This is a genomic window from Humibacillus xanthopallidus, assembly GCF_006717145.1.
Classification (GTDB): Bacteria; Actinomycetota; Actinomycetes; order Actinomycetales; family Dermatophilaceae; genus Humibacillus; species Humibacillus xanthopallidus.
On sequence record NZ_VFQF01000002.1, the window covers coordinates 866068 to 891779 of the forward strand.

General features: G+C 65.1%; 11 protein-coding genes and 4 pseudogenes. 10 read left to right on the plus strand and 5 right to left on the minus strand.

From position 1 onward, the window contains the following. Positions 1 to 491: 491 nt before the first annotated feature. Genes FHX52_RS14765 through FHX52_RS14775 form a run of 3 tightly spaced genes read right to left on the minus strand, consistent with a single transcriptional unit; the run spans position 492 to position 3542 of the window. Positions 492 to 1250: an SDR family NAD(P)-dependent oxidoreductase gene (locus tag FHX52_RS14765; RefSeq protein WP_141823098.1), complete on the minus strand. Its 759-nt coding sequence runs from the start codon at positions 1248 to 1250 to the stop codon at positions 492 to 494. Positions 1251 to 1302: 52 nt separating this feature from the next. Then, a complete protein-coding gene (locus FHX52_RS14770; RefSeq protein ID WP_141823099.1) occupies positions 1303 to 2310 on the minus strand; it encodes an acetamidase/formamidase family protein in 1008 nt (335 codons plus the stop codon). A gap of 8 nt (positions 2311 to 2318) precedes the next feature. After that, positions 2319 to 3542: an alpha-hydroxy acid oxidase gene (locus FHX52_RS14775; protein ID WP_141823100.1), complete on the minus strand. Its 1224-nt coding sequence runs from the start codon at positions 3540 to 3542 to the stop codon at positions 2319 to 2321. 427 nt (positions 3543 to 3969) lie between these two features. On the opposite strand from FHX52_RS14775, the gene FHX52_RS14780 reads away from it, so the two are divergent. From FHX52_RS14780 to istB, 6 genes are all read left to right on the plus strand, one after another. After that, positions 3970 to 5313, plus strand: coding sequence for an ISL3 family transposase (locus tag FHX52_RS14780; RefSeq protein ID WP_425460111.1), 1344 nt, complete (start codon positions 3970 to 3972; stop codon positions 5311 to 5313). A 453-nt stretch (positions 5314 to 5766) separates the two neighbouring features. After that, positions 5767 to 7401 carry a hypothetical protein gene (locus FHX52_RS14785; protein WP_141823102.1) on the plus strand — a complete coding sequence of 545 codons (1635 nt, stop codon included), beginning with the start codon at positions 5767 to 5769 and terminating at the stop codon, positions 7399 to 7401. Positions 7402 to 7937: 536 nt separating this feature from the next. Next, positions 7938 to 10370, plus strand: coding sequence for a protein kinase domain-containing protein (locus tag FHX52_RS14790; RefSeq protein ID WP_185747301.1), 2433 nt, complete (start codon positions 7938 to 7940; stop codon positions 10368 to 10370). A gap of 13 nt (positions 10371 to 10383) precedes the next feature. Further along, positions 10384 to 11700, plus strand: a complete 1317-nt coding sequence (locus FHX52_RS14795; protein WP_141823104.1) for a hypothetical protein — start codon at positions 10384 to 10386, stop codon at positions 11698 to 11700. A 612-nt stretch (positions 11701 to 12312) separates the two neighbouring features. Then, positions 12313 to 13584, plus strand: a complete 1272-nt coding sequence (gene istA, locus FHX52_RS14800; protein WP_141819030.1) for an IS21 family transposase — start codon at positions 12313 to 12315, stop codon at positions 13582 to 13584. After that, on the plus strand, positions 13584 to 14387 hold the full coding sequence (istB, locus tag FHX52_RS14805; protein ID WP_141823105.1) for an IS21-like element helper ATPase IstB: 804 nt from the start codon (positions 13584 to 13586) through the stop codon (positions 14385 to 14387). Before istA ends, istB begins: the two co-directional genes overlap by 1 nt. A 181-nt stretch (positions 14388 to 14568) precedes the next feature. On the opposite strand, the pseudogene FHX52_RS14810 reads toward istB, so the two are convergent. Next, positions 14569 to 15021 (minus strand): annotated as a pseudogene (locus FHX52_RS14810) (transposase); the annotation flags it as partial. A 3-nt stretch (positions 15022 to 15024) separates the two neighbouring features. On the opposite strand from FHX52_RS14810, the pseudogene FHX52_RS14815 reads away from it, so the two are divergent. The 4 genes and pseudogenes from FHX52_RS14815 to FHX52_RS14830 all read left to right on the plus strand — a co-directional run. After that, positions 15025 to 15479: pseudogene (locus FHX52_RS14815) on the plus strand (ISL3 family transposase); the annotation flags it as partial. Between the two features lie 633 nt (positions 15480 to 16112). Beyond that, a complete protein-coding gene (locus FHX52_RS14820; protein WP_141820155.1) occupies positions 16113 to 17675 on the plus strand; it encodes an IS1634 family transposase in 1563 nt (520 codons plus the stop codon). 2188 nt (positions 17676 to 19863) lie between these two features. Continuing rightward, a pseudogene (locus FHX52_RS14825) lies at positions 19864 to 20244 on the plus strand (ISL3 family transposase); the annotation flags it as partial. A gap of 261 nt (positions 20245 to 20505) precedes the next feature. After that, positions 20506 to 21300: pseudogene (locus tag FHX52_RS14830) on the plus strand (ISL3 family transposase); the annotation flags it as partial. A 173-nt stretch (positions 21301 to 21473) separates the two neighbouring features. Here FHX52_RS14830 and FHX52_RS14835 read toward each other — a convergent pair. After that, a complete protein-coding gene (locus FHX52_RS14835) occupies positions 21474 to 25697 on the minus strand; it encodes a P-loop domain-containing protein (RefSeq protein WP_141823106.1) in 4224 nt (1407 codons plus the stop codon). Between the last annotated feature and the right edge of the window lie 15 nt (positions 25698 to 25712).

Consider the following 25712-nt stretch of genomic DNA (forward strand, 5'->3'; position numbering starts at 1 on the left):
GCCCGTCCTTCCGCGACGGTAGGCTTGCGAACCGCATTTGCCCGACCACACTTTCGGAGTTCGCTGCGGACGAGGCGAGGGGCGTAAGGGCGCTCGAGATGTCAGCGACGAGCGCGTGACGCGACGAAATCAGCCCTTGAGCCCAGGGCCTAGCGCCCGAAAGATGCGGTGCCACAGGAGGTGCCGGTCAGGCTCGGCCCCGTCCCGACCATGAAAGCTCTGACGGCGAGAAACCAGAGGCTGTCTCCTGCGGGCAGGACTCTCCGCCAATGCGCCTCCACGGCGGCAGCAGTGTGCCCCCCACGCAGGGCAACACGATGCACTTCGGTGGCCTGGCCACGGGACTCCTTCGGCCTCTGTTCGACAGCCATGGCGCGACGGCCAACGTCACCGGCTCTCGGCGTTGGACGGACCCCGGACGCCTTCCAGGCGCCCACGTGCTCAGCCGGCCGTATGCCGTTCGGGTGCAGGACCCGACGTGTTGCGGGGGCCTAGAGTTGGATCCCGCGGGTCAGCGCACCGTCGACGACAAGGTTCGTGCCGCTGATCCGGCTGGCCACCGGACTGGCCAAGAACACGACCGGCGCCGCGACCTCTCTTGGAGTGCCCATGTGGCCGGTCGGGTTGAGGCTCATGGCCGTCTCGAAGAGCCCCGGGTCACCGGTCTCGATGCTTGCCCAGACCCCGCCCTCGAAGTAGGTGTTGCCAGGAGAGACGGTGTTTGCGCGGATTCCCTTGTCGGCCAGCTGCATCGCCAGGCCGTGGATGTAGCCGACGATCGCGGTCTTGGCGGTGCCATAGGGGCCAGAGGCGAAGTCTGACTCACGACCCGACACACTGGAGATGGCAATGATCGACGGTGCGTCGCTACGTTCGAGGTGCGGCATGGCGGCGCGCGCGAGACGTACCGTGTGCATGAGATCCACGTTCAGGCTCTGCTGCCAGTTCTCCTCGGTGTCAGGTATGGCGAGCGCGCTGACGTTGGCCACGACGCAGTCGATGCCGCCGAACGCCGCGGCGGAACTCTCCACCCAGGCGGCGAGCGCCTCACCGTCGCCGACGTCGACGACCGACCCGACGGCCCGGCCTCGGCCGGCCAGCGCCTCCTGGGTCTTCGTGACCGAGTCGGCATCCCGGGCGCAGTAGCCGACGATGGCGCCCTCGTCGAGGAAGGCCTCAACGATGGCAAAGCCGATGCCGCGGGTACCTCCGGTCACAAGGACGCGCTTCTCGGTCAACTGCAGATCCATGGGACAGGCCTTTCGCGAGGTGGTGAGGTGGGTGACGCGGTATCGGAGACGATCAGACCGTGCCGAGCTCACGAGCCCGTGCACGCAGGTCTGCATGGATCCCGCCGAACGCGTCGGCGGACGGGAGCAGCGCCTTGGCCGCCTTGACGACGACGCTGTAGCTGGCGTCGACGACGTTGGCGACGGGCACCTCCGCGATCTGGGAGCAGAGCTGGTACGCATCCATGGTGTGCAGGCCCTGGAGCTCGGCGACCCAGTGGACGAGCTCGGCGTTCGCGATTCGCCAGGAGTCCTCCATCGGCCGGCTTGATCCGACTGTCATCCAGTGGGTGTCGTCCTCGATCCGGGGCCATGTGGGCGCTCCGCCTTTGACGAGGTCCACGATGAGGGTCGTCGTCATCGCGCCTTCCACGGCCGTCCCGCAGGCCTCACCCTCGCCCTGTCTGTAGTGGCCGTCACCAATCGAGAAGAGCGCGCCCTCGACGTTGACGCCGAGAAAGACCGTCGACCCGGCTCGCATCTGCGGGGTGTCCATGTTGCCACCGAATCGCTCGGGGACCAGCGACGAGCGGACCTCTCCTCCGGCGGGCGCGACCCCGACGGTCCCGAGCATCGGCTCGAGCGGGAGCTCGATGCGGTGGTCACTGTGCCGCGCTGCGAAAGCGACGGTGCGGCGGTCCCGGTCAAGCTCATAGATCCACGTCGTGTCGGGCAGGGGATCCTGCAGGGTGACGACCCGGTCGGTACTCGTCATTCCGCCGAAGAACGGGATCGCCGCCGATGCGCCCCAGTTGCGGGCCGGCTCGAGGGCGACGAGGTGGAGCACGAGCGTGTCCCCGGGCTCCGCCCCTTCGACGTAGAAGGGCCCGGTCTGCGGGTTGACGAAGCGTAGGTCGACCTTGGCGCTCGAGAGGTCGTCGATGCTGCGCAGGGCCCCGCCGAAGGCGTCGTCGGACCATAGCCGCAGGGCTGTGCCGGGCCTGACGCGCATGGCCGGTGCGGCTCCACCGAACGTGTAGGCGTACTGGTCGCGCGAAGGCGTGTACTCGATGACGTCCATGGTCGAAACTACCTCGCGTCCTTGCGGATCCGCACGTGCTCGTGCCGTAGGTCGTCGACGCGGGTGACACCGAGCAGGGCAAGGGTGGCTGACACCTCGCGCAGGAGGATGTCGGCGGCTCGTTGCACCCCCCGCTCGCCGCCGGCCATGAGGCCGTAGAGATACGCCCGCCCCACCAGTACAGCCCGGGCTCCCTGGGCCACGGCCGCGACGACGTCGCTGCCCGACATGACGCCGCCGTCGACGTAGACCTCTGCTCTGTCGCCGACCGCCTCAACGACCGCGGGGAGCACCTCGAGGGGTGTGGCAGAGCGGTCGAGTTGTCGTCCACCGTGGTTCGACACGACGACCGCGTCGGCACCTGCATCGACGACGGCCCGCGCATCCTCGACGGTCAGGATGCCCTTGACCACGAGTGGCCCGTCCCAGATCGAGCGGAGCCAGACGAGGTCGGCGATCGTCGCGGCGGGGTCGAAGAGCCGGCCGACGAGCTCGGCCACGGTGCCCTCGAAGCGGTTGAGCGAGGCGAACTCGAGCGGCTCCGTGGTCAGCAGATCGAACCACCAGGCCGGGTGCAAGGCGCCGTCCACGAAAGTGCTGAGCGACAGCGACGGCGGGATCGTCAGGCCGTTGCGCACGTCGCGTAGGCGCGGGCCGGCGACGGGCGTGTCGACGGTGAGGACGAGCGCCTCGTAGCCGGACTCGTGGGCCCGCGCCACGAAGTCCCGACTCGCCTCGCGGTCGCGCCACAGGTAGAGCTGGAACCAGCGTCGACCCTCCGGAGCCACGTCGGCGAGCGACTCGATCGAGGTCGTGCCCATCGTGGACAGGGCATAGGGGATGCCTGTCCGGGCGGCCACCCGGGCGACGGCGCCCTCACCCTCGGTGTGCATCATTCGGGTGAAGCCCGTCGGGGCGAACACGATGGGCGCGGCGGCGGGTCGCCCGAGGATGACCGTCGCGGCCTCCACCTCGGACACGTCTTGAAGGACGTGGGGTCGGAACTCGATCCGGGCGTAAGCCTCTCGCGAGCGCAGCATCGCGATCTCGTCACCGGCGCCGCCATCGGTGTAGTCAAAGACGGCTCGGGGTGCCCGTCTCCGCGCTAACCGCCGCAAGTCCGCTATGGACGCTGTCTTAGCCAGCCGCCGATCGGTCGGGTTGAGCGGCGCCTTCCTCGGATGGAGGATCGGCTGCAAGTCGGACCAGTGCGGCCGATGTCGGGCGGTCATCTTCGAGTTCTACACGACCGTCCCCAGCAGAGGAAGACGGCTCGGGACGAAGCCACATGCGGAAGCCGGCGGACTCACGTCCGGACACGGGGCATGTGAACCGCAGCAATAGATTGTGGCCAGAGGCGGGGTCGAACCGCCGACCTTCCGATTTTCAGCCACGCGCATCACCGCAGGTCAAACGCCGTTTGGGGTTGGCCGTGCAACGAGCCGTGCAACAAAGGCATGACTTTGGCGCATGCCGCGGCCAAGCCGAGTCGCGGCCTTGCATCGCCCCGGCTCCTCCGCATTTCTTTTTGTTACAAAGGGGCTCATGGGACCTGAGTGTGGGGTGAGCACGGCGCGCCGGACTCCAGTGAGGCCTGGATAGGGGTCGAGGCCCTTCAGGATTGGTAGCGACCAAGCAACCGTTCCGAAGGACCTCGACATGAGCGAGCCTACGGCGTGCGCTGCCGCGCGCTGCCATCCGTCCCCGTCGTATTGCGACAGCTGTGACCTGCTGGTGGGCCTCGAGTGTCTGCACGTGACCTCGGTCGAACAGGACGACGCCGGCTTGGTGGTGATGGTCGAGTCGGCACCGGCGCCGATGGGCTGCCCTGGCTGCGGGGTCGTCGCTTACGCGCACGGGCGGGTCACCGTGGAGCTGGTGGACCTGCCCTGTTTCGAGCGGCCGGTCCGGCTGCGCTGGGTCAAGCGCCGATGGTCCTGTGCCGAACCAGTCTGTGCGACTGGAACGTTCGTCGAACAGGACGAGACCGTGGCCCGGCCGCGGGGGTTGTTGACGGTTCGGGCGTGCTGGTGGGCGATCGAGCAGATCCGCCGCGAGCACGCCTCGGTCGCTGGCGTCGCCCGCCAGCTCGGCTGCTCGTGGAAGACGGTGTGGCGCTCCATCCGGCCGCTGCTCGAAGCCCTGGACGCGGACCCGGCCCGGTTCGACGGCGTGGCCACCCTCGGCGTCGACGAGCACGTGTGGCACCACGTGTCCCCGCTCAAGCGCGGACCGAAGGAGCTGACCGGGATGGTCGACCTGACCCGCCACCCGGACCCGAAGGACCCCGACAAGCTGATCGTCCGTGCGCGGCTGCTCGACCTCGTGCCCGGCCGGTCCGGGACGGTGTACCGCAACTGGCTGATCGAACGCGGCGACGCCTTCCGCGCCGGCGTGCAGGTCGCCACCCTGGACCCGTTCCACGGGTACAAGAACGCCATCGACGACCAGCTCGACGAGGCCGCGTCCGTCCTTGACGCGTTCCACGTCGTCAAGCTCGGCGGGCAGGCCCTCGACGAGATCCGCCGCCGCGTGCAGCAGGCGATCCACGGACACCGCGGCCGCAAGGGCGACCCGCTGTACGGCATCCGCAACATCCTGCGCCTCGGACTCCAGCACCTGTCCGAGAAGCAGCGCGCCCGGATCGAGGCCGCGTTCGCCGCCGACGAACGCCACGACGAGGTCCACATCGCGTGGCAGGCCGTCCACCAGCTGCGCTCCGCGTACACCGCCAAGGACCTGGCCGCCGGCAAGAAGATCGCGCTCAAGGTCATCGACTCCTTCCCGTCCTGCCCGATCCCGGAGATCGCCCGACTTGGGCGGACCCTGCGCAGGTGGCGGGCCGAGTTCCTCGCCTATTTCGACACCGCCCGTTCCAGCAACGGTGGGACCGAGGCGATCAACGGTCTGATCGAGCTGCACCGCCGGATCGCGCGAGGCTTTCGCAACAGGCACAACTACCGGCTACGGATGCTCCTCATCGGAGGAGGGCTGATCCCATGACCCCACACCCAGGTCCCATGAGCCTACAAAGGGCCCTCAGGAACGAAGGTCAGATACACCCGCCGGCTGGCGACGTTGAGGCGCCCTTGCTCGGTCCCTGGTCCTGCATGACCGATTGATGACCAAGCTGTGCCGTCATCCTCCTACAGGCGACTCAGGTGCGTGAGGGCGGCTTGAAGTCCGCGAGAGGGCGGACCGGACGGACACCGCACTCGTGTGCGGCCGCTTGGCGACCCGTCGCTGGACTCTTGCCGAACGGACAGATAGATGCGCTCGGACCAACGGTGGTCCGGAGTCGCAGCCAAGGAGGAAGGAAGTCCAATAATGACGATGAAGCCTACTTGGGGCGAGGCAAGGTCGCGGCGGACGACTGAAGCGAACCGAAGTCGCGCACTCGAACGCACCACCCTGGTCGTTACCGAGCACAATCACATCAGGCCAGTCTCCTGGACCGTGAGGTTGCTGTTGTCGGTTCTCATGGGCCTTGGCAGCATCCTCGCGTTTTCGATTCCGGAGGCAAGCGCGACTCCGTGGAACAACACGATTGTGAAGCAGTCGCAGCGTCCGTCCGACCCGACGTCCTGGTTGTTGGTCCAGGGCCAGCGGTACTGGATTCCAGACGGAGGCACGTTCCAGTGCCTTCAGGCCTCCGGTGTGCCGGGGCCGTACTACCTCTCGGATGCCGAGCTCAACAGCCTGCCCGATCAGACGGGGCAGCGCGCCTCCTGTGGCGCGGGAAACAATCCCCGGGGCTCGCTCGACGACGCGACCTCCACGTCGGCGAACCAGCTCAGCATTCGGGGATGGGCGACGGACCCCAACGTGCGGACGCGGTCCATCGACGTCCACATCTACGTGGGTGGCCAGGCGGGAGCAGCAGGGGCGCAAGGGTTCAACATCGGTGCCGCCCGCACCTACCGCCCGGACGTCGACAGCGCGTTCCCCGGGGATGGGAACTACCACGGTTTCGACGCCGTGATCAACACAAGCAAGACCGGCAACCAGACGGTCTGTGCCTACGGGATCAACGTCGGACCGGGAGACAACGTGCTCCTCGGCTGTCGAACCGTGTTCATCCTGCCCCCCCTGAGTTCTGTGTCCACCGCGATTGTGAAGCAGTCGCAGCGTCCGTCCGACCCGACGTCCTGGTTGTTGGTCCAGGGCCAGCGGTACTGGATTCCAGACGGAGGCACGTTCCAGTGCCTTCAGGCCTCCGGTGTGCCGGGGCCGTACTACCTCTCGGATGCCGAGCTCAACAGCTTGCCCGATCAGACGGGGCAGCGCGCCTCCTGTGGCGCGGGAAACAATCCCCGGGGCTCGCTCGACGACGCGACCTCCACGTCGGCGAACCAGCTCAGCATTCGGGGATGGGCGACGGACCCCAACGTGCGGACGCGGTCCATCGACGTCCACATCTACGTGGGTGGCCAGGCGGGAGCAGCAGGGGCGCAAGGGTTCAACATCGGTGCCGCCCGCACCTACCGCCCGGACGTCAACAGCGCGTTCCCCGGGGATGGGAACTACCACGGTTTCGACGCCGTGATCAACACAAGCAAGACCGGCAACCAGACGGTCTGTGCCTACGGGATCAACGTCGGACCGGGAGACAACGTGCTCCTCGGCTGCCGAACCGTGTTCATAAAGTACGACTTGCCTGGCCAGCAGATCGTAGACCGGGCCAGATCCTTCGCGCTCGGCAGTTGGGGCGGTCAATGCAAGGTCTTCGCCGGCAACGTCGTCAATGCAGTCCTGCAGAACAACGGCGTCGCCGCCGCAATCGGCGGATACGGTTCACCGGGAGGGACCTACTTCGGAGCGTATGCGTCTGCTGGTGCGACTTTGGTGGATGTCGCCAAGGCTCAGCCTGGCGACCTCATCCAGGCCATCCGCTCGGATCAGAAGAACTTGGACTACCCGTCAACTGTTGGGCTGCATACCGCCGTCATTGTTGGCCTGACAACCAAGGCCGGCACCTTCATCGTACGTGACTCGAACTGGACCCTGAACGAGAGCGTCAACGAGCACTCATGGGATACGGCCCGATGGGCCAAAGACAAAGGGGTGGCAATCTACGTCTGGAGGTTCTGAGCACAAGAAGTTCCCTTGTCGCGGGACACTCCCTAGCCAATCGGGGCCGGTCAAGAGCTTCGGGTTGAGCGCTCTTGGCCGGCCCTGGCGGATAGGCCCGCGAGAAGGAACCGACTCCCAGTCCAAGATGGACGAGAGCTGAACGGTCGAGGAGCTACATGGTTTCGCCGAGCTCCGGCGACTGATGTGATTCCTCATGGGGACTAAGGGTACGCAGGCCTGATCGACAAGCTTGACGGCCTACTTTTCGAGGCTCGGTGGGGTAGGGCGTGCGCCGAGAGCATCATCAAGTCAGCGTCGCCGCTGGCTGGGGAATGTCCCGCCGCAATAGCCGCCCACAGCCGCAGACACTTCCAGATTGCGACATGGTGACCGATGCTCCCCCGTGGGAGGACCGCCTGGGAGAAACGACCATCATGTTGCGGAGTCCGTGAGATCTCGCAATTCGTGTGCCTGCGAGTGCTGGATCGAGGACGATGGCGCCAGCCTCGGCTAGGCCTACCCGTTCAAACCACGACGACCTCACTGGAGAAGCGATGCCGAAGACCCAAGCGGGGTCGCGCCGCGACGCGCAGATGGGAGTCGTGGTGGATTCCTCAGGGAGGCCCCGGTACACCCTCGAGCGACTGCTCGACGAGGGTGGCAGCGAGGGCCGGATCTTCTTGGCTACAGACGCGGAGACGCATGACGTAGTCGCGCTGAAACAGTTCACCAGCGATCTGGGGGCGAACGTCTCCGGCCGTGACCTCGGGGTTCGACTGCGAACGCTGCGGGGCGTCTCGCTTCAACTGCGGAACGTGCGCGGCCTGGTCGGATACCTCGACCCGTTCGAAGGAGAGGTGCGCGGCGTCGACTGGGGACGCTCCGGGTGGTGGCTGCCCATGGAGTTCGTGTCTGGGGAAAGCCTCGCCACCGTGCTACGCCGCGGTGTAGATGCTCGGACGCGGCAAAGGCTCCTCGACGGTCTGGGCATGATCGCGACGACCCTGGAACAGCTCGCCGAGCTGCAACCTCCAGTCGCGCACCGCGACGTCAAGCCGGCCAACATCATGGTCCGCACCCGATCCGACGGGGCGCTGGAGTGCATCCTCGTCGATATCGGGCTCATGGCACGCGCCGATCGCCAGCACTTCAGCACGGTGGGCAGTAACGGCTACATGGCCCCTGAGCTGTTGGACGCCCGGCCCGTGCCCCGAGAGCAGCTCCACCTCGCCGACTGGTACTCGTTCACGGCGCTCCTCTACGCCGTGGTCGTTGGCACCAACCCTCCGTCGGCACCGGAACGATGGCCGGCAGCTTTGTCGTCGGCCGGGGTCCCTGAGCGTCTCGCGGAACCACTGATCTCTGCGGGGCAAGCCCCGCCCACAATGCGACCCCCTCCCAGCGTCCTCATCCACGCGCTGTTGGCTGAGGATGAGACCCAGTTGACCACATTGACACCCCCGACGCACCGGAGGTGGGCTCGCATCGCCGGCTTTGCTCTTGCGGCCGCGCTCACTCTCGGAGGTTCATGGGCCTATGCCACCGGGACGATCGGCACGGCCTCAGGTTCGGTGCCGAGCTCAGCGCTGAACGGCCCCACAACGGCGCCCTCCGAGCCCGTCACCGGCACGGCGACCGACGTCGTGAAGGCAACCAAGTCGGCTGATGGCTACGGCCAGCATCGCATCGGCGTGTCGTCGGTCTTGTGCCTGGCGATGAGCACGGGCCTGAGGTGCGCGGGTAACAACGAGTCCGGAATGCTTGGCGAGGGGAGCACAACCGACCGGCCTGGACTGGTCACGCCGATGGGTTTCGGCTCGGCCAAGTCGGTGGCCGTGGGCACGGGTCAAGTCTGCGCCGTCGCCGATGATGCGACCCTGTGGTGCTGGGGCGGCGCGGGCGCGGGGAGCAACCCTGGGGCCAGCCAAAACGCCCGGCCAAACGTTGTCGCGGGATTGACGGACGTGACGGCAGTTGAGGTGCACGACAACGGGGCGTGCGCGATCTCTTCCGGGTCGGTCTGGTGCTGGGGCTCGAACTCCTGGGGTGAGGTGGGGAACGGACAGACCAGCGACCGCGCCATCGACAAGCCCGTACGGATCAAGACGATCAGTGACGCGGTCGCAGTCGCGCCCTATTGCGCCCTGCGTGCGACGGGCGCCTTGCTGTGCTGGAGGCCGGTCGGGCGGGCAGATGTCTTGAAGCCCCAACTCCCACACGTCGTGAAGGGACTGCCACCAGTGACTGCAATCGCGGGCACCGAGAGCGTGACCTGTGCAGTAGCTGGAGGCGGGGTGTACTGCTGGGGTTCGGGCGATGCGGACAGACAGTACGACACGCCCTGGTACAGCGACATGGCTCCGCAACGGGTCACCGGTTTGAACGAGGCAACACGGATAGCTGTGGGGTCAACGCACGCATGCGCGCTGGCCAGTGGCGGCAGCATCTGGTGCTGGGGCGGCAACTTCGGCGGCGCGCTCGGCAATGGGACGGTCACCGACTCCCCGACTCCGATCCGAGTCAGTGGCGACCTGGTCGCGGACGATATCGCGGCAGGAGGGTCCACGACGTGCGCCATCAAGGATGACGACGCGTGGTGCTGGGGCAGCAACTACTCGGGTCAGTTCGCTGACGGAACCAACACGGCGCGGCTCCGCCCGGTACAAGTCGGAGTCAGCCTCCGAAACGAGCGTGCCGTCTCCCTCGCTGCGATCCAGTCGACCGCGGAGCTTCATCTGGATCCGTGCAACAACTGCGATGTGCCGATGCCAGCGTCGATGTTTCAGGTAGAGCTTTTCGAGAAGGCGCTGGTGAAGCTGGGGTTCCTCGACCCGAATGACGTGCTCCGGGGCTACGGCCCGGCGACTTTCAAGGCGGTGGAAGAGTTCCAACGGTCGCGCCACTCGGCCGTCGTCGACGGGATTGTCGGACCGAAGGAGCTTGCCCTGATTGGCCGGCAGTCTGAGCTCTTTGAGGCGGCACCCTGATATGCGCGACACCGTGAACGTCACCGTGCATTCAGCGGCCGGAACCCCGTCCTTGACGTACAAGGTCGAGCATGGACAGAACATGGTGCTCGCTTTCGGGCGTCCCGACGGTCACGAACGCAGTTGGTCGCTCCTCGATGACCCGAACAGCCTCGTGATGCGGCTCTACCCGCACCTCGAAGCCCTTCGACCCAGGGTCGATGTGATGCACGTCGATCTCCAGGACACTCCAAACGGGCAAGGCTTCTACGCGACATCATCGGTCGGACTTCTCATGGTCCCAGTCCGCAACGGCTGGGTACTGCTGAACCCCAGCGGCGAACTGCGCGGCGGCCAACGGGTCGGGGGTGCCGTGCCCAGCGTGCGCGCCTGGGGACGCCCACCAGTCAACCTCCCCGTTGCCGGTGGGGAGTACTCCTTGAGAGAGCACCAACTGGCCGCCGCGTGGCTCCCGAGCAACTTGGGCAAGATGCACCGCATCGACTTCCAACGGGATGGCAGCCGCGCGGACGCCACATTCGCGGCGTCGAGTGGCCTCACCGGGCGCCCTGACTACCGGTTGAGTGAACGCAACAAGCGTGCGCTCGTCTTCTTCTTCGAGGAGTACCTCCGTTGGGGCTCCGACCCGATCTTCAACCCGCAACCCACCGGAACAGCGCGCGAGCGGATCCGCCGCCTTGAAGCTGCCGGGCACACAGTTCCGGTCGCCAGTTGGCTCCGCGGGCTCTGGTCGGCCACGAATAAGGATCAGGGCGTGGGTCCCACCGCACCGCGGATCGAGCGCGACTCCGAGGGCAAACCCGTCGGCCGGAGGTCCGACGCCAGCGAGGACCGGATCTGGTACCTGCCCGCCTCCGCCGACAAGGTCGCACAGTTGCGTTCGCTCGAACTCGCGCTGGAATGGAACCTCATCACGAAACCCGAGGTGGACGACATCCTCGCGTCGTTCGATGCTGCCGACGCAACGTTCACGCAAGTCGTCGACGACCTCACCTCAGGCTTTGAGCACCGGTTCCGCTCCCAGATCCGACGAGACCGATACGCCGCCTCTGGAGGTGAGGCCCAGGTTGAGATCGACAGGCTGGTCAACAAGCTCGGCGGCATGATCCGACACGCACTGACGCATCGCACACTCAACCCGACACAATCAGCCAAGGACCTGCCGGACCTTGGCGGCATGACGGTGAGACAGCTCCACGATCGTCTGCACTTCGCCAGCGGGAGCAGCCCCATGCAGTACCAGGACCCCTTGGACAGGGCCGAGCGGCAGCTCGAACCTGAGGAGCTCGACGAGTGGGGCCACATCACGCTCTCACCACTGTCACCCTGACCGATCCGCTGGCGCCCTCGTGTGCCTAGGGTCGCGGCCCGATGTTCGTGCGCACGTCAGTGGTTAGCGAGACTCGGCATCTCGCAGATGTCTCTGCGAGCAGAACACGTTAGGACTGGTGGTGTCGCCTGCCTGTCTCTGATTCGCAGCCAGCGCGATGTCGGTCCGGTGGTGGGAGTCCTCGAGCTCGAGGTCGGACAGCGCGTCCTATGCCGCCCGCCTGGCAGTGCAACGATCGGGCTCACATGCTGCGAAGAGTGCGATGTGGGCGTTACCACGGGCGGCGGGCGGCGGGGAAAGTGCCCCGCAGGAAGTAGCCGCCGGCGAGTCGCTGGTGCCAGCCCGCGCTCGGGGTCGCCCCCCAAGGGTGTCTGCCGGGGGATCGGACCGAGCAGCGCTTCTGAAAGGGGCGGGTCGTCGCGCTGGGCAATGCTGAACCCCAGAAGCCGTCGCAGTCATGTCGTCGAGCGGCTTGACCACGTCCGGAAGAACACCTCGGCGTCGAAGCCTGGCGCCAGTGTCGACGACGCCTGAAAACTGACCCTGTATCGACGGTCGAATTTTGACCCCCTGCAGAGACCCTGTCCTCAGCTTCGAGGCAGGGAGGCAGGAGTGTTGTCGGTGGAGGACTGGGCAGAGATCCGCAGGTTGCACCGGGCTGAGGAGATGCCGATCAAGGTGATCGCCAGGACGTTGGGCGTCGCCCGGAACACGGTGCGTGCCGCGTTGGCCGCGGACGGGCCGCCGAAGTACGCGCGGACACCGGCGGGGTCGGCCGTGGACGCGTTCGAGGCGCTGATCCGTGAGCAGCTGCAGGCGGTGCCGACGATGCCGGCGACGGTGATCGCCGAACGGGTCGGGTGGACGCGCGGGTTGACGGTGTTCAAGGAGCGGGTGCGGGAGCTGCGGCCGGCGTACCTGCCGCCGGACCCGGCCTCACGCACCACGTATGAGGCGGGTGAGCTGGCCCAGTTCGACTTCTGGTTCCCACCGATCGAGCTGCCGGTCGGGTTCGGCCAGTCCCGCACGGCGAAGCGGTTGCCGGTGATGACGATGGTGTCGGGGTACTCCCGGTTCGCGGGTGCGACTTTGATCCCGTCCCGGGACACGGAGGATCTGTATGCCGGCTGGTGGCGGCTGCTGTCCGAGCAGCTCGGCGCCGTGCCCAGGACGCTGGTGTGGGACGGGGAGGGCGCGGTCGGGCGGTGGCGGGCGCGGGCGCCGGAGCTGACCTTGGACTGTCAGGCCTTCCGCGGGGTGCTCGGGGTGAAGGTGTACATCTGTAAGCCGGCCGACCCCGAAGCGAAGGGCATGCTGGAGCGGTTCCACGACTACCTCGAGCGATCCTTCCTGCCGGGCCGTCGGTTCACGTCGCCGGCGGACTTCAACACCCAGCTCGCGGGGTTCCTCGTGAAGGCCAACGCGCGCCGGATGCGGGTGCTCGGCTGCCGACCGGACGACCGGGTCGGCGCGGACCGGGCGGCGATGCTGGCGTTGCCGCCAGTGGCCCCGGAGGTCGGTTGGCGGGCCACGACCCGGCTGCCTCGGGACCACTACATCCGCCTCGACTCGAACGACTACTCGGTCCACCCGTCCGTGATCGGTCGCCGGGTCGAGGTCCACGCCGACCTGGACCGGGTGTGGGTCACCTGCGAGGGCACGGTCGTGGCCGACCACGCCCGGGTGTGGGCCTGGCACCAGACGATCACCGACTTCGAGCACGCCGTGGCCGCGAAGCTGCTGCGCCGGGGCCGCGCGGACCTGCTGCGCCCGGTCCCCGACCCTGGCAGCGGTGATCAGGTGGAGGTCCGCCCGCTGGGCACCTACGACGCCGCGTTCGGCCTCGACGGGCTGGACGACGAGCTCGATGGGCAGGTGTCGTGATGGCCACCAGGACGACGAGCACCCGGCAGGCTCGGGACGTCGCCTCGGAGCTGGAGTACCTGACCCGGGCCTTGAAGGCGCCCACGCTTCGCGAGTCGATCGACCGGCTCGCCCAACGCGCCCGTGAGGAGGGTTGGAGCCACGAGGAGTTCCTCGCCGCCTGCCTGCAACGCGAGGTCGCCGCCCGCGAGGCCCACGGCGGTGAGGGACGGATCCGCGCTGCCCGGTTCCCCGCCCGTAAGTCTCTCGAGGACTTCGACTACGACCACGCCCGCGGCCTGAAACGAGAGACCATCGCCCACCTGGGCACCCTCGACTTCGTCGCCGCCAAGGAGAACGTCGTCCTGCTCGGACCACCTGGCACCGGCAAGACCCACCTCGCGACCGGACTCGCGGTGCGGGCCTGCCAAGCTGGCCACCGCGTCCAGTTCGCCACCGCCTCCCAATGGGTCGACCGGCTCGCCGAGGCCCACCACACCGGACGGCTGCAGGACGAGCTGCGCCGCCTCGTCCGCTATCCCGTCCTGGTCATCGACGAGGTCGGCTACATCCCGTTCGAACCCGAAGCCGCCAACCTGTTCTTCCAGCTCGCCTCCTCCCGATACGAACGAGCCAGCCTGATCGTCACCAGCAACAAGACCTTCGCCCGCTGGGGCGAGGTCTTCGGCGACGACACCGTGGCCGCCGCCATGATCGACCGGCTGGTCCACCACGCCGAGGTCATCGCCCTCAAGGGCGACTCCTACCGGCTCAAGAACCGAGACCTCGGCCGCGTCCCCGCGGCCGTCCCCGAAGAGAACTAGGACCCCAGGGGGTCAACTTTCAACCGACGATTGGGGGTCAGTTTTCGGCCGCCGTTGACAGCCAGCACCGAGTTCAGCCGATAGCGACTGGGAACGAACTCCAGGTGGGCATCCAGCGGGGATTGCTGAACGGCTCCCGCCGAACCTCACGGGACGGATTGAGATAGGACACAACGGCTCATCACAATTCAGGGTGTAGCCGCGGTCTGAATCCTCCTGTCTCCAGGAGTGATCGGGCGATGTAGTTGGTCAGGTTGCGGAAGCCGAGGGCGGAGCCGCGGAGGTGCTCGAGGCGCCCGTTGATCGCCTCGGTCGGGCCGTTGCTCCTGCCGGGCCGGTCGAAGTAGGCCAGCACGTCAGCGGCGCGCTTGCTCAGGGTCCGGCCGAGGGTGATGAGTTCGGTCAGCCCGGCGGGGACTCCGCTGCTGACAGAGTCGATGACCGCCTGGAGCAGTTCACGGCCGCGGGCACGGTTGGGTTCGCGGTAGGCGGCGATCATGCGTTGGTAGATGGCCCAGGTGGTCTCGACCTCGACGTGCTCCTCGAGGGCGAACAGGGCCGCGAGCCGGTCCTTCTGTTTGTCGGTGAGCAGCCCGTCGCCGGTGTGCAGGGTGCGGCGGGCGACGTGGAGCGGGGCGGCCACGCCGGCGATCCGCTGTAAGGCATCCGGACGATCCTGCGGTGCGGTCGTGAACGTCTCACCGAGCGACAGCAGGCGAGGCTCGAGGCCGCGGTCGCTGCCGACGAGCGCCACGACGAGGTGTTCGTGGCGTGGCAGGCCGGGCAGCAGCTGCGCTCCGCGTTCCACCAGAAAGACCTCCCGGCGGGCCGCCGGATCGCCGAGCACTCCTCGCCTCGTTCCCCTCGTGCCCGATCCCCGAGATCGCCCGCCTCGGACGGACCCTGAAGCAATGGCGTGAACCGTTCCTGGCGTACTTCACCACCGGCCGCGCCAACAACGGCGGCACCGAGGCCGTGAACGGACTCATCGAGCTCCACCGCCGAGTCGCTCGAGGGTTGAGAAATCGCGACAACTACCGACTGCGCATGCTGCTCATCGGAGAAGCCTTCACCGACCCCCGGATGGCATGACCTCCCACCCCAGGTCCCAAGAGCCGGGATTGTGTCAACGTGAACAATTGGCACGCCCTCGTTGCCCGTGACGCCTCGGCGGTTACGACCAGACTCGGGACGCCGCCAGCCCCGCGGCCTGCTAAATCGCGACCCTGTGGCATCTAACTCGACTTGCCTCCGCCATCTGCGTGGCCTGTCGCTGACCCAAGCAGACCGGCTCACTCAAGTAGTCTAGTTGGATCTCCGGTCGCAGGAGCCTTGTCGCTCAGGTGGAGCCAAGCACGGCGCTTGTATTGGTGGTGAGCACGCATTCGCGGAGTTAGCAGCGGCGAGGCGGGAAGCCGGGAGAAGCTCGGAAGGACGCGTTGGGGCACTTGTTGGCTCTGTGCCGATCATCGGCGGAATGCGGCCGGACTACTCCCGATGAGGCGATTCATTCTTCCTTGGAACTACCAGCGTCCAAGTCGAGTGGAATACGTCGAAGTGTGCCTAGCGCGAGATGATCATACCGCCCTCCTCTGGGACCAAACTGCATTCCAACCTGACTCGTGCCACTTTTGGCGATCTCGGCGATTGGCCGAGCGTTTGTGCTGGTCAAGGCGGTGCGCTGAGTCGCGTTGACACACTAAGCGGGCCGGTAGGGTCGCGCTCGTGGTGTTCGTGCGGAAGGTCCGAACGGCTTCCGGGGCGACGGCGGTGCAGATCGCTGAGCGTCTGGACGGACGAGACCGGGTACTCGAGCACCTCGGCTCGGCGCACACCGAGGCCGAGCTCGCCGCCCTCGTCGCGGCCGCCCGCCGCAAGGTGTACCCGGGACAGGGCGAGCTGGACCTGAGCGCAGGCGCGGTCCCGGCCGGGCACGCGGTGATCACCTCCAAGTCCAGCGCGGTGCTGTGGCAGGTCCTGGCGGGCGCGTACACGCGGCTCGGGTTCGATGCCATCGACGATGTGGCGTTCCAGCAGCTGGTGCTCGCCCGGATCATCGAGCCGACGTCCAAGGCCGACTCGCTGCGCGTGCTTGAGGAGGTCGGGGTCGCCCACGCGTCGTTGCGCACCATGTTCCGGTCGCTGGCCCGTGCCCAGGAGCGCGGCTACCGCGACGTGCTCGCGGGCGCGTGCTTCACCCACGCCACCGCGAGCGGGGATGTGTCGCTGTGCCTGTACGACGTCACGACGTTGTACTTCGAGGCAGAGAACGAGGACGAGCTGCGCAAGGTCGGCTACTCCAAGGAACGCCGCGTCGACCCGCAGATCGTCGTCGGCCTCCTCGTCGACCGGGGCGGCTTCCCGTTGGAGATCGGCTGCTGGGAAGGCAACACCGCAGAGACGACCACGATGATCCCGATCATCCGTCAGTTCCAGCAGCGCCACTCCCTGTCGGACATGGTCGTCGTCGCCGACGCCGGGATGCTGTCCGCGTCGAACCTGAGAGATCTGGACTCGGCGGGGCTGCGGTTCATCGTCGGCTCCCGGGTGACGAAGGCGCCGGCGGACCTGGCGTCGCACTTCCGGTGGCACGGGGACGCGTTCACCGACGGGCAAGTCATCGACACCATCACCCCACGCGTCGCCACCACCGCCGCCCGGGGCGTCAACGACGTCAACAAGAAGACGGAGCCGACCTGGGACCCGGCCGTGCACGACCGGTCCTGGCGGGCCGTGTGGGCCTACTCCCGCAAGAGGGCCGCCCGCGACGGGAAGACCCTGACCCTGCAGGAGAACCGCGCCCGTGCCGTCGTGGCCGGGGAGAAAGCCGCCCGCACACCGCGGTTCGTCACCACGAAGCACGGCACCCAGTCACTGGACGAAGCGTCCCTCGCCCGAGCGCGGCGCCTAGCCGGCCTCAAGGGCTACGTGACGAACATCCCCGCGGACGTGATGCCCGCCGGTGAGGTGATCGCGAGCTACCACGACCTGTGGCAGGTCGAGGCCTCGTTCCGGATGAGCAAGAGCGACCTGCGGGCTCGGCCGATCTTCCACCACACCCGCGAGTCGATCGAGGCCCACCTGACCATCGTCTTCGCGGCTCTTGCCGTCGCCCGCTACCTGCAGGACGCGACCGGGATGAGCATCAAGAAGCTCGTGCGCACGCTCCGGCCGCTGCAACTGATGACCCTGACCATCGCCGGGCACGAGCACACCGCAGCCGACCCCCTCACCGACACTGGCCGCGACATCATCATCGCTACCGGCACGAACTGGCCGACACACTAAAGCGGCACGACTCGGGTCGAGTGGAATACGTCGAAGTGTGCCTAGCGCGAGATGATCATACCGCCCTCCTCTGGGACCAAACTGCATTCCAATCAAACCCCCGCCGGGGCCACCGGCAGTTGATCTAGCTATGGCCTCATGCAAGTTCCCCACCGCCGCATCTATCAAGTCAAAATTCGGACGCGCGTACGAGCATCGGATCTTCACGCCTTCAACCTCTAGAGATTCACGAACGAGGCCGGGTTTCCATCCGTGCGGTAGACGGGGCCGCCGGACCCGTTCAAGAAGTTCCGCCAGTGACGCACCAGGGAGAGGGCCGTCTACAAGATACTCGATAACATTAGCACTGGTGGCAGTGAGAGCGCCCGCCAAGTTTTTTCTTTTGCGCGGAACGCCACTCATTCCGACAACAATCCACCCCCAATCAATGGATGCATAATCTGGAAGAGACTCGGGCCACTCCATCGACCCTCCTTCGATACTGCTTCGAACCTTGGCAAGCTTCTGTTGCGCATCCGCCAAGACATCGTCTCGACGGCCAACTTGGGAATAGCCATCGACATCCGCCGTCCACTTTACTTCAAACACACATCCGACGCCCGCCTGCGCGTCCCAACTCACCACGTCAAGCTCACCCACGACACCATTAGTTCCCTGAATGGGAGAATTCATAGCCACCTCGCAACGTGGAATCCTCTGGAGGAGCCGGCCTATCGCCTCCTCCCCAAGACGGCCGATCTGCCTACCAGCGCTTGTCTCAAGTCGCCTGCGAAGAAGGTTCCTCTCCCCATTCCAATGCCACATCAGGGCGGTGGAGGTGTACAGGGCATCTCCGAGCCTGAAGAAGGGCGTGACCCCAAGATCGGCGTTAGGGTCACCTACTCCAGGATACGTCAGAAGATCCACGTAGCGTTGACACGCGGGTTTCCGAATCCCCGTCCGTTCATGTAGCCACTGAGCAGCTTGCCCAGGGGCGTCCTCGAGCTTGCATAACGATCCCGCGCCGACTCGTTTGGACTCCAGATAGTCATTCATCGAGAGGAAGAGCATCGCCAGCGACAAGTCTCGAGCTTCCTTCAACTTTAGGCCGCCAAGATCCATCGCATCGGGCGCCAAAGGCGTTTGACCTAACACCTGATGTCCCGATAGAAGAAGTACGGAATTCCTGAATCGCTCCTGTTGAGCGGCAGTCGGATGCTCGCTCGAGAACCATTCATGTATCCCGGCTTCAACTTCTTCCATTACCGCTGGGTCCGGAGGTAGCACAGCTCGACCGAGTAGCAGCGAGTCAAGACACTCCAGCTCAAGGTTCATTGGCGCAATCGTAAAGGCGCCCGAGACCCTTGATCGATTGATGCAGTGATAGCCCTGCTCGACTGCAGACAGAGAGTTCGTCACGGTCCAGTAGACGTACGCTACATCTAGAAGTTGCTGTATTTGTTCTCGGTCGTATACGGGATTTCCATTGCTTTTGAGTCTCTCGAGGCTCCACTTTGAGGCTAGAGAGACAGCGTTGTGAACATCGTTGGGTTGAAGCGAGTAGGACAGAGAGGGAGCCTCGACAGGCATGGAGGGGTCCCCGAGGCCCGACGCCCACGCCATGGCTGCGTCGCTGAGACCCTCTAGGCACACGCTCACGTCAGTGTCTGCGCGATCCCAGATGCTCAGCGAGTCCCGCTCGGCGTTCAGCATCCGAACGAGCTTGTCTGCAGTTCGTTTGGCCCTCGCGCGCCGTCCCAACCTCATGAGCCCTCGCTTATCCCAATCAAGACGCTGCGCTCGGAATGCGAGCACGAGTTTGACGATGTTCTGCCTAATCGCTACACGAAGCTAGCGCCTCAAGCGCGAGTCGCGATAGTCAAGACCCCTTCAGCATCTGACGACGGGTCCCTCAATGGGCAATGTGGGCGGTAGGCAGCGGGTGCCTGACACGCCCTAATTGGGAGGATAGACGCGACAGATGCTGGCTTCCAAGAGCGTCCAAGCGCTGGCCAGTCAGGGTACACAACTCGTTCACTCGACGTGCGGAGGGGCATCTGCATTTCCGTTGTCCATCCTGAACCGCCCGGCGCCTTGGTGGCTCATCCCAATCGAGGGTGTAGGTAACACGGGCGCGTCGATGTCGGGGTAGGGGTCGAGGCCTTCCGATGATGGGAGTTCTGACGCTCCCCACCCGGAAGACCTCGACGTGTCTGACGCTACCTTCGCGACCCCTGACCTGAGCAAGTTCTGCCGCCTCGATGAGCTGGCCTTGGAGGTGGTCGGTCAACAGGTGGGCCCGGATCGGGCGGTGCTGGCCTGTCGGGTCGTCGAGGCGGACGAGTGGTGCCGCCGCTGTGGTTGTCAGGGCAGAGTCCGTGACAGCGTGTCGCGCCGGCTGGCGCACGAGCCGTTCGGGTGGCGTCCGACGACGCTGCTGGTCACGGTCCGCCGCTACAGATGCACCGGCTGTGGGCACGTGTGGCGCCAAGACACCAGCCGTGCCGCGCAGCCCCGGGCGAAGATCTCCCGGGCCGGGCTGCGGTGGGCCTTGGTCGGATTGGTCGTGCAGCACCTGGCCAGAGTTGCGGCGCAGGTTTTGCCTGCCCGGCACCTGCGGCTCGCCGTCGACGGGAACAGGTTCAAAGGCGCAGCCAGCGTCTCTGTAATCCGGTACCGCTACCGCGGCTACCGGATACCGACCCCGTGGACACCGACAGCCACCACCGGCTGAACAACAAATCCTCTCGTGGAGAGCCCGGTGCGGTGAGAGTCGCACGCCGGGTTCGGCGGGCGGCCCGGGGAAACGGAGCGACAGCAATGTCGCTACCGCGCCCCGGGCCGACCCAACTGGCACCACGTCAGCCCCCTCAAGCGGGGTCCGAAGGAGCTGACCGGGATGGTGAACCTGACCCGTGACGAGAACGGCAACACACGGGCAGCCCCGTTGGACTTCGTCCCTGGCCGTTCCGGGTCGGTGTACGCCGGCTGGCTGAACGAGCGTGATGCGGCGTTCCGGGCAGGGGTGAAGATCGCGACGCTGGACCCGTTCCAGGGGTACAAGAACGCCGTCGACGACAAGCTCGAGGACGCGGTCGCGGTCGTCGATGCCTTCCACATTGTGAAGCTGGGCGGGCACGCGGTCGATGAGGTCCGGCGCCGGGTCCAGCAGGAGACCCTCGGCCACCGCGGCCACGCCGGCGATCCGCTGTAAGGCATCCGGATGATCCTGCGGTGCGGTCGTGAACGTCTCACCGAGCGACAGCAGGCGAGGCTCGAGGCCGCGGTCGCTGCCGACGAGCGCCACGACGAGGTGTTCGTGGCGTGGCAGGCCGGGCAGCAGCTGCGCTCCGCGTTCCACCAGAAAGACCTCCCGGCGGGCCGCCGGATCGCCGAGCACTCCTCGCCTCGTTCCCCTCGTGCCCGATCCCCGAGATCGCCCGCCTCGGACGGACCCTGAAGCAAATGGCGTGAACCGTTCCTGGCGTACTTCACCACCGGCCGCGCCAACAACGGCGGCACCGAGGCCGTGAACGGACTCATCGAGCTCCACCGCCGAGTCGCTCGAGGGTTCAGAAATCGCGACAACTACCGACTGCGCATGCTGCTCATCGGAGGAGCCTTCACCGACCCCCGGATGGCATGACCTCCCACCCCAGGTCCCAAGACCCCGTTTCCGATTGACGGTCGTGGAACAAGACCCACAGGGAGTTGCGGCGCAGCACGCGAACTCTGCGCCCGTCCGCGGACGGCATCCGGACGCTGCGCGCTTCACGCGCCCCTACACCAGCCGCTGGGCAGGACCGCATCGAAACGAGCTCAGCCGACTGACGGCAAGTTTGCCGGGGCAATAGATTCCGGCGAGACGGGCGGCGAGGCTCCCTTCCCAGCCATTTCCACTGCGAGCCAATCGGGCAGGACGTGCAAATGGAGTTTGGAATAGCCACTCATCAACAATTGCTGCAGGGCCTGCTCGCGGACCGAGTCCGGCAGCGCTTCCCAACTTATGGCCTGCGCTGACCACTCAGCTATCGCAAAGGGGTCACGTGATGACACCACGGCGGATAACGCCTGGTCAGCCCATTCTGTGACTGTTCCGCTTTCGCCGCGATCGCACTCCAACTTCGCTATCTCGAGACTGACACTCGCTCGTGCCGCACCGGAAAGGGTGGCTACGTCTGCATACACGCCTTCCCGGAGGGATGCGCTCGGGCCTTCCTTGCCGAGCTCCCAAAGAAGACGCGCCGCGCGCACGCGGAAGAGCGTAGTTGCACGACTAACGTCGTCGGTGCTCGCAGCGGTCAGGACCACCTCCACCAGACCATCAACGGCACTCACGGGCGGCAGCGGCCTTAAACGTAATAGAGACATGGCCAACAAGGGTCTATCTCTACGATCTGCACGTATCGCGAGGATCTGATCCGCAGCCCTAGTCGCCAGGCTTTGGGCCAATTTCGGATCGATATAGGCGGATTCTAATATGCGAAGTGTAAAGGCTATCTGAGCTATTGTTTCGCGAGGAGCTCGACCGCCGGGCACTCTGGACCTAGCCTCGAGCCTTGAGGATGCCAAATCGCTCAATAGAGCGCGGGCCGCCGCATGCATACCGAGCTCGCCATAGGACTGCGCCAAGAGAAGTCGTAGGTCCCGGTGCTTAGTTCCCCCAAGGCTGGCCTGCTCCAAGCTTTGAAGAGCACCGAGAACTTCTGTCCACGCAAAGCGGTCCGGCGCTTCGACAATGAGTCGAATCAACAGACGGATGCGTTCCACGCCCTCCGGACACGACTGAACCGCCGCTCGGGCCAAATCAATGTCACCTGTCGACCCGGCCACAGCAACCAAGACATTGCACACCTGGCCCAACTGCCTTCCACCCAAGCGAGCGCGCGCCAACTCGAATGTCTGCCGCAACGAGACAATGGGTTCACTATTCAGTGCGTGCAGGCGGCGCACCACGAGGAATGCAGACATGATCGCCTGCAAAGCATGTGGCTCTCCCACAACCTGCTGTTGAGCCAACCTCAACACCTGTTGTGTGGCCTCATCCTTGTCGGCATAGAAACTGAGGCGAGAGACTTCGCTTAGGGCTGCCAATCGCGCCGGCGCAGATCGCATGCGCAGGGCCACAGCAACCGCTTTGTTAAAGGCCCTCTCTCCGGCGACATCGTGGCCGCTTGTCCACGCCGTCTGGGCAAGACGTGAGAAGATCTGAACTTGAGCCCGTCTATGCACAGTCAGACAAAGCCGAGACGCTTCAGCGTAGATACTCTCATAGAACGTCGCATTGTCGCCAATGGCCCGCTGCGACAGACGAGCAAGTGCCAATCCACGACTGAATGAATTCTCGATGGTTTGACAGATGGCATAAGCCTGAGCAACGCTGCCAGCCCTGCCCAACGCATTAGCGAGAAGTGCCGCACAACTGGATCTCGCCGTGGAGTCTGGAAGGCTCGATATCGAGCGAATAACTTCATCAACCAGAGAAGAACTGGCGCCCGGATCCCTCTCAGCCAGGACCGGAACCAAGTGTGCCCCCGCGCGCGCGCGCGCTTGGGCGCCCACGTTATCGGTGCGCAGCGAACGCAGAGAGGACTGGAACAACTCGTCAAGTTCGACAGGTATTTTCCCCGTCACAGCGTGTATCTCACGCAGCGAGAGGGCTAAGTGCTCTCCATTTAGAGGTTCGAGCGCAGTCCTCGATTCGTCGGGCCGATCCAAAAGCATATACACCACAGCGAGACGGCTCCGCACATGCCACGATGGCCGGGAAGAATCGGCCTCGAGCAGCAATGAGCCGCTAATCTCCGCACCTTCAAGTGCCAATTCTGGGTTCACAAGCACCACTGTCCGAGCAACGCTAGCGAACGCGTTGGCGCGCCACATAAGGGACTCGATGGTGCGCGCCGTCGCCATGGCGAGTTCTGTCTGACCCTGTCGCGCTGCCACGATTGCCAGTTCAGTCAGCAAGGCGTCGCGATGATGCGCGTTCCGAATTGAACCCGCATTCCGCACTGCAAGGCTCGCTTGGCCCGCGTAGGCTAGCGCGCGGCAGAGGCTCTCTACTGCAACCATGTAGCCACGACTACTGGGCGATTGAAGTAATCCGAATCGGCCAAGATACTTCAAAGTCTCCGCGTTAGCCAGATCGCCACGCTGCGACATTTCCTGAATCGCGAACTGGATTTGGTGAATGAGAGCTGGCAGAGACACTTCGCCGTCGAATTCAATCGCGGATCGATCAAGCCAACCTTGATCAGTGAGCAGATATAGCAGTTGGTCCAGAACGAGCGTCGATGGCTCGGCACCACCATGGCGAGGCGAGAGCCAGTCACAAAGGGTAATCGCTAAAGGCGACAGCAGTGCCAAGGGAGATTCTTCTGGCCATCCTGCTTGGCTCCAGATCTTCAACCACGATAGGGTCCCGTCCTGGATAAGCTGGATCTCGGGTTGCAGGTCACGGCGCGCCCTCGTGAGCACAGCGTCGTGGGCCAGTCTCAATTGAGCGCTGTCTCCTTGACCAGCCCTGACGACAGACCTCGAGAGGCCAACGTCATGTATTTGCTGCAGCGTCAGATCAGTGGGTGCACCGCGGCACGATTGGAGTAGTCGCAGCATGTCTGACTCAGACAGGCCGGCTGTGTGAACGGCCAACGCACCAAGCACCCATCTGCCTATGCCGCTCTCGGATTCTAGGGCTGCCTGGACCTCACGGGTGACATCAATCTCGGCTGCGATAGAGGAGGGGCAAGGCTCGAACTGGAGGACGGACTGATTCAGAACCGTGACTTCATCCAGATCCGTCTCGACGTTCTGCCTACTACTCAGAATGATTGACACGTTTTGATTAAGGGGCTCCAGCGCCCATTCAATCAACTCATATAGCCTCCTTCTATCATAATACTCGTCAAGACCGTCCAAAACGATGACAAGGGGACGGTGACGATCCGACGAAACCTTTGCGCTCACGCGTATGAGTCCCTTGAGGCTGTCAAGTAGTTCCCCAAGCAACATCGGTGGGGGGGCCTCGAGACCAGCCAACTCGCTGAGTTGTGAATGGAAAGACCGAAGAATATATTCGGGCCTATTCCTCTGGCCAGTAGATCGGATGAAGCATGATGCGACATCGTAGTCGTCCAGAGCATTTTCTACACACCACGCCAGAAACGCCGTTTTCCCTGAGAAACTGGCCCCTCTGTACCAAGCGATAGCTGTTCCATCAGCAATGCGGCGACGCAAGTCCGCGACTTCTTGGTCGCGCTCACGCAATTCTGATGGCGCGAGACCTCGCGTCTGCCGGCGTGACGAAACAGCCTCGTATGGAATGGCGCCAAAGCCAGTTATTCTCCACAGGGAACCGCGGGCGCGCACAGCTGAATTTGGTAGGACTGGCGAATCTCGGTCTGAGAAGATTGGGATCACCGTCAGCACGTTTGGGCCCTCAGAAGGATAGTGCTTATCGACTACCCCAACAAGGCACCCCTCAGCCCAGACACCGCCGCCTGACAACCCCGCCCACGGTGACTCGCCCACCTCGCTTGGCGGGTAGCGGTCCTCGAGAACAACTTCCATAGTGCCGGTCCGCTGATTGCTTAAGCGGGAGACGTAACCGGCGAAGACACCGATTTCTCGAATCGCAAGAGACGGCTTTCCCGATGCTTTGCCCCGCCTCTTTTTGTTAATCGGGAATCCCACAACCTGCACCGACACTCTGGCCGGAGCCGATTGGCTCAGCACGCCCAGTCGTACTGATGTTTGGGCGTCTTCGCGTAAGGAGGGCACCGACACAAAACTCAGATTGTTTTCATCGTGCTGACTCGGAAGGTCAATATGGTGATCTGTCATCTGCCCATCGGTCCCGAGTACGGAAGCCGTTGCGGAGAGGGCTCCGCTGAGAACGTGACGCGCAGACAATAGAATGCCATCAGCAAGGAGCACCCCACTGCCGATGACATGACTTCCATCCGTCGTGATGGTCGTGACCATCACGACGGATGGAAGTGTCTCTTCGACGCGTGCACCATCGCGGGCCATGGTGGAACTCATCTAGACGCCATAATT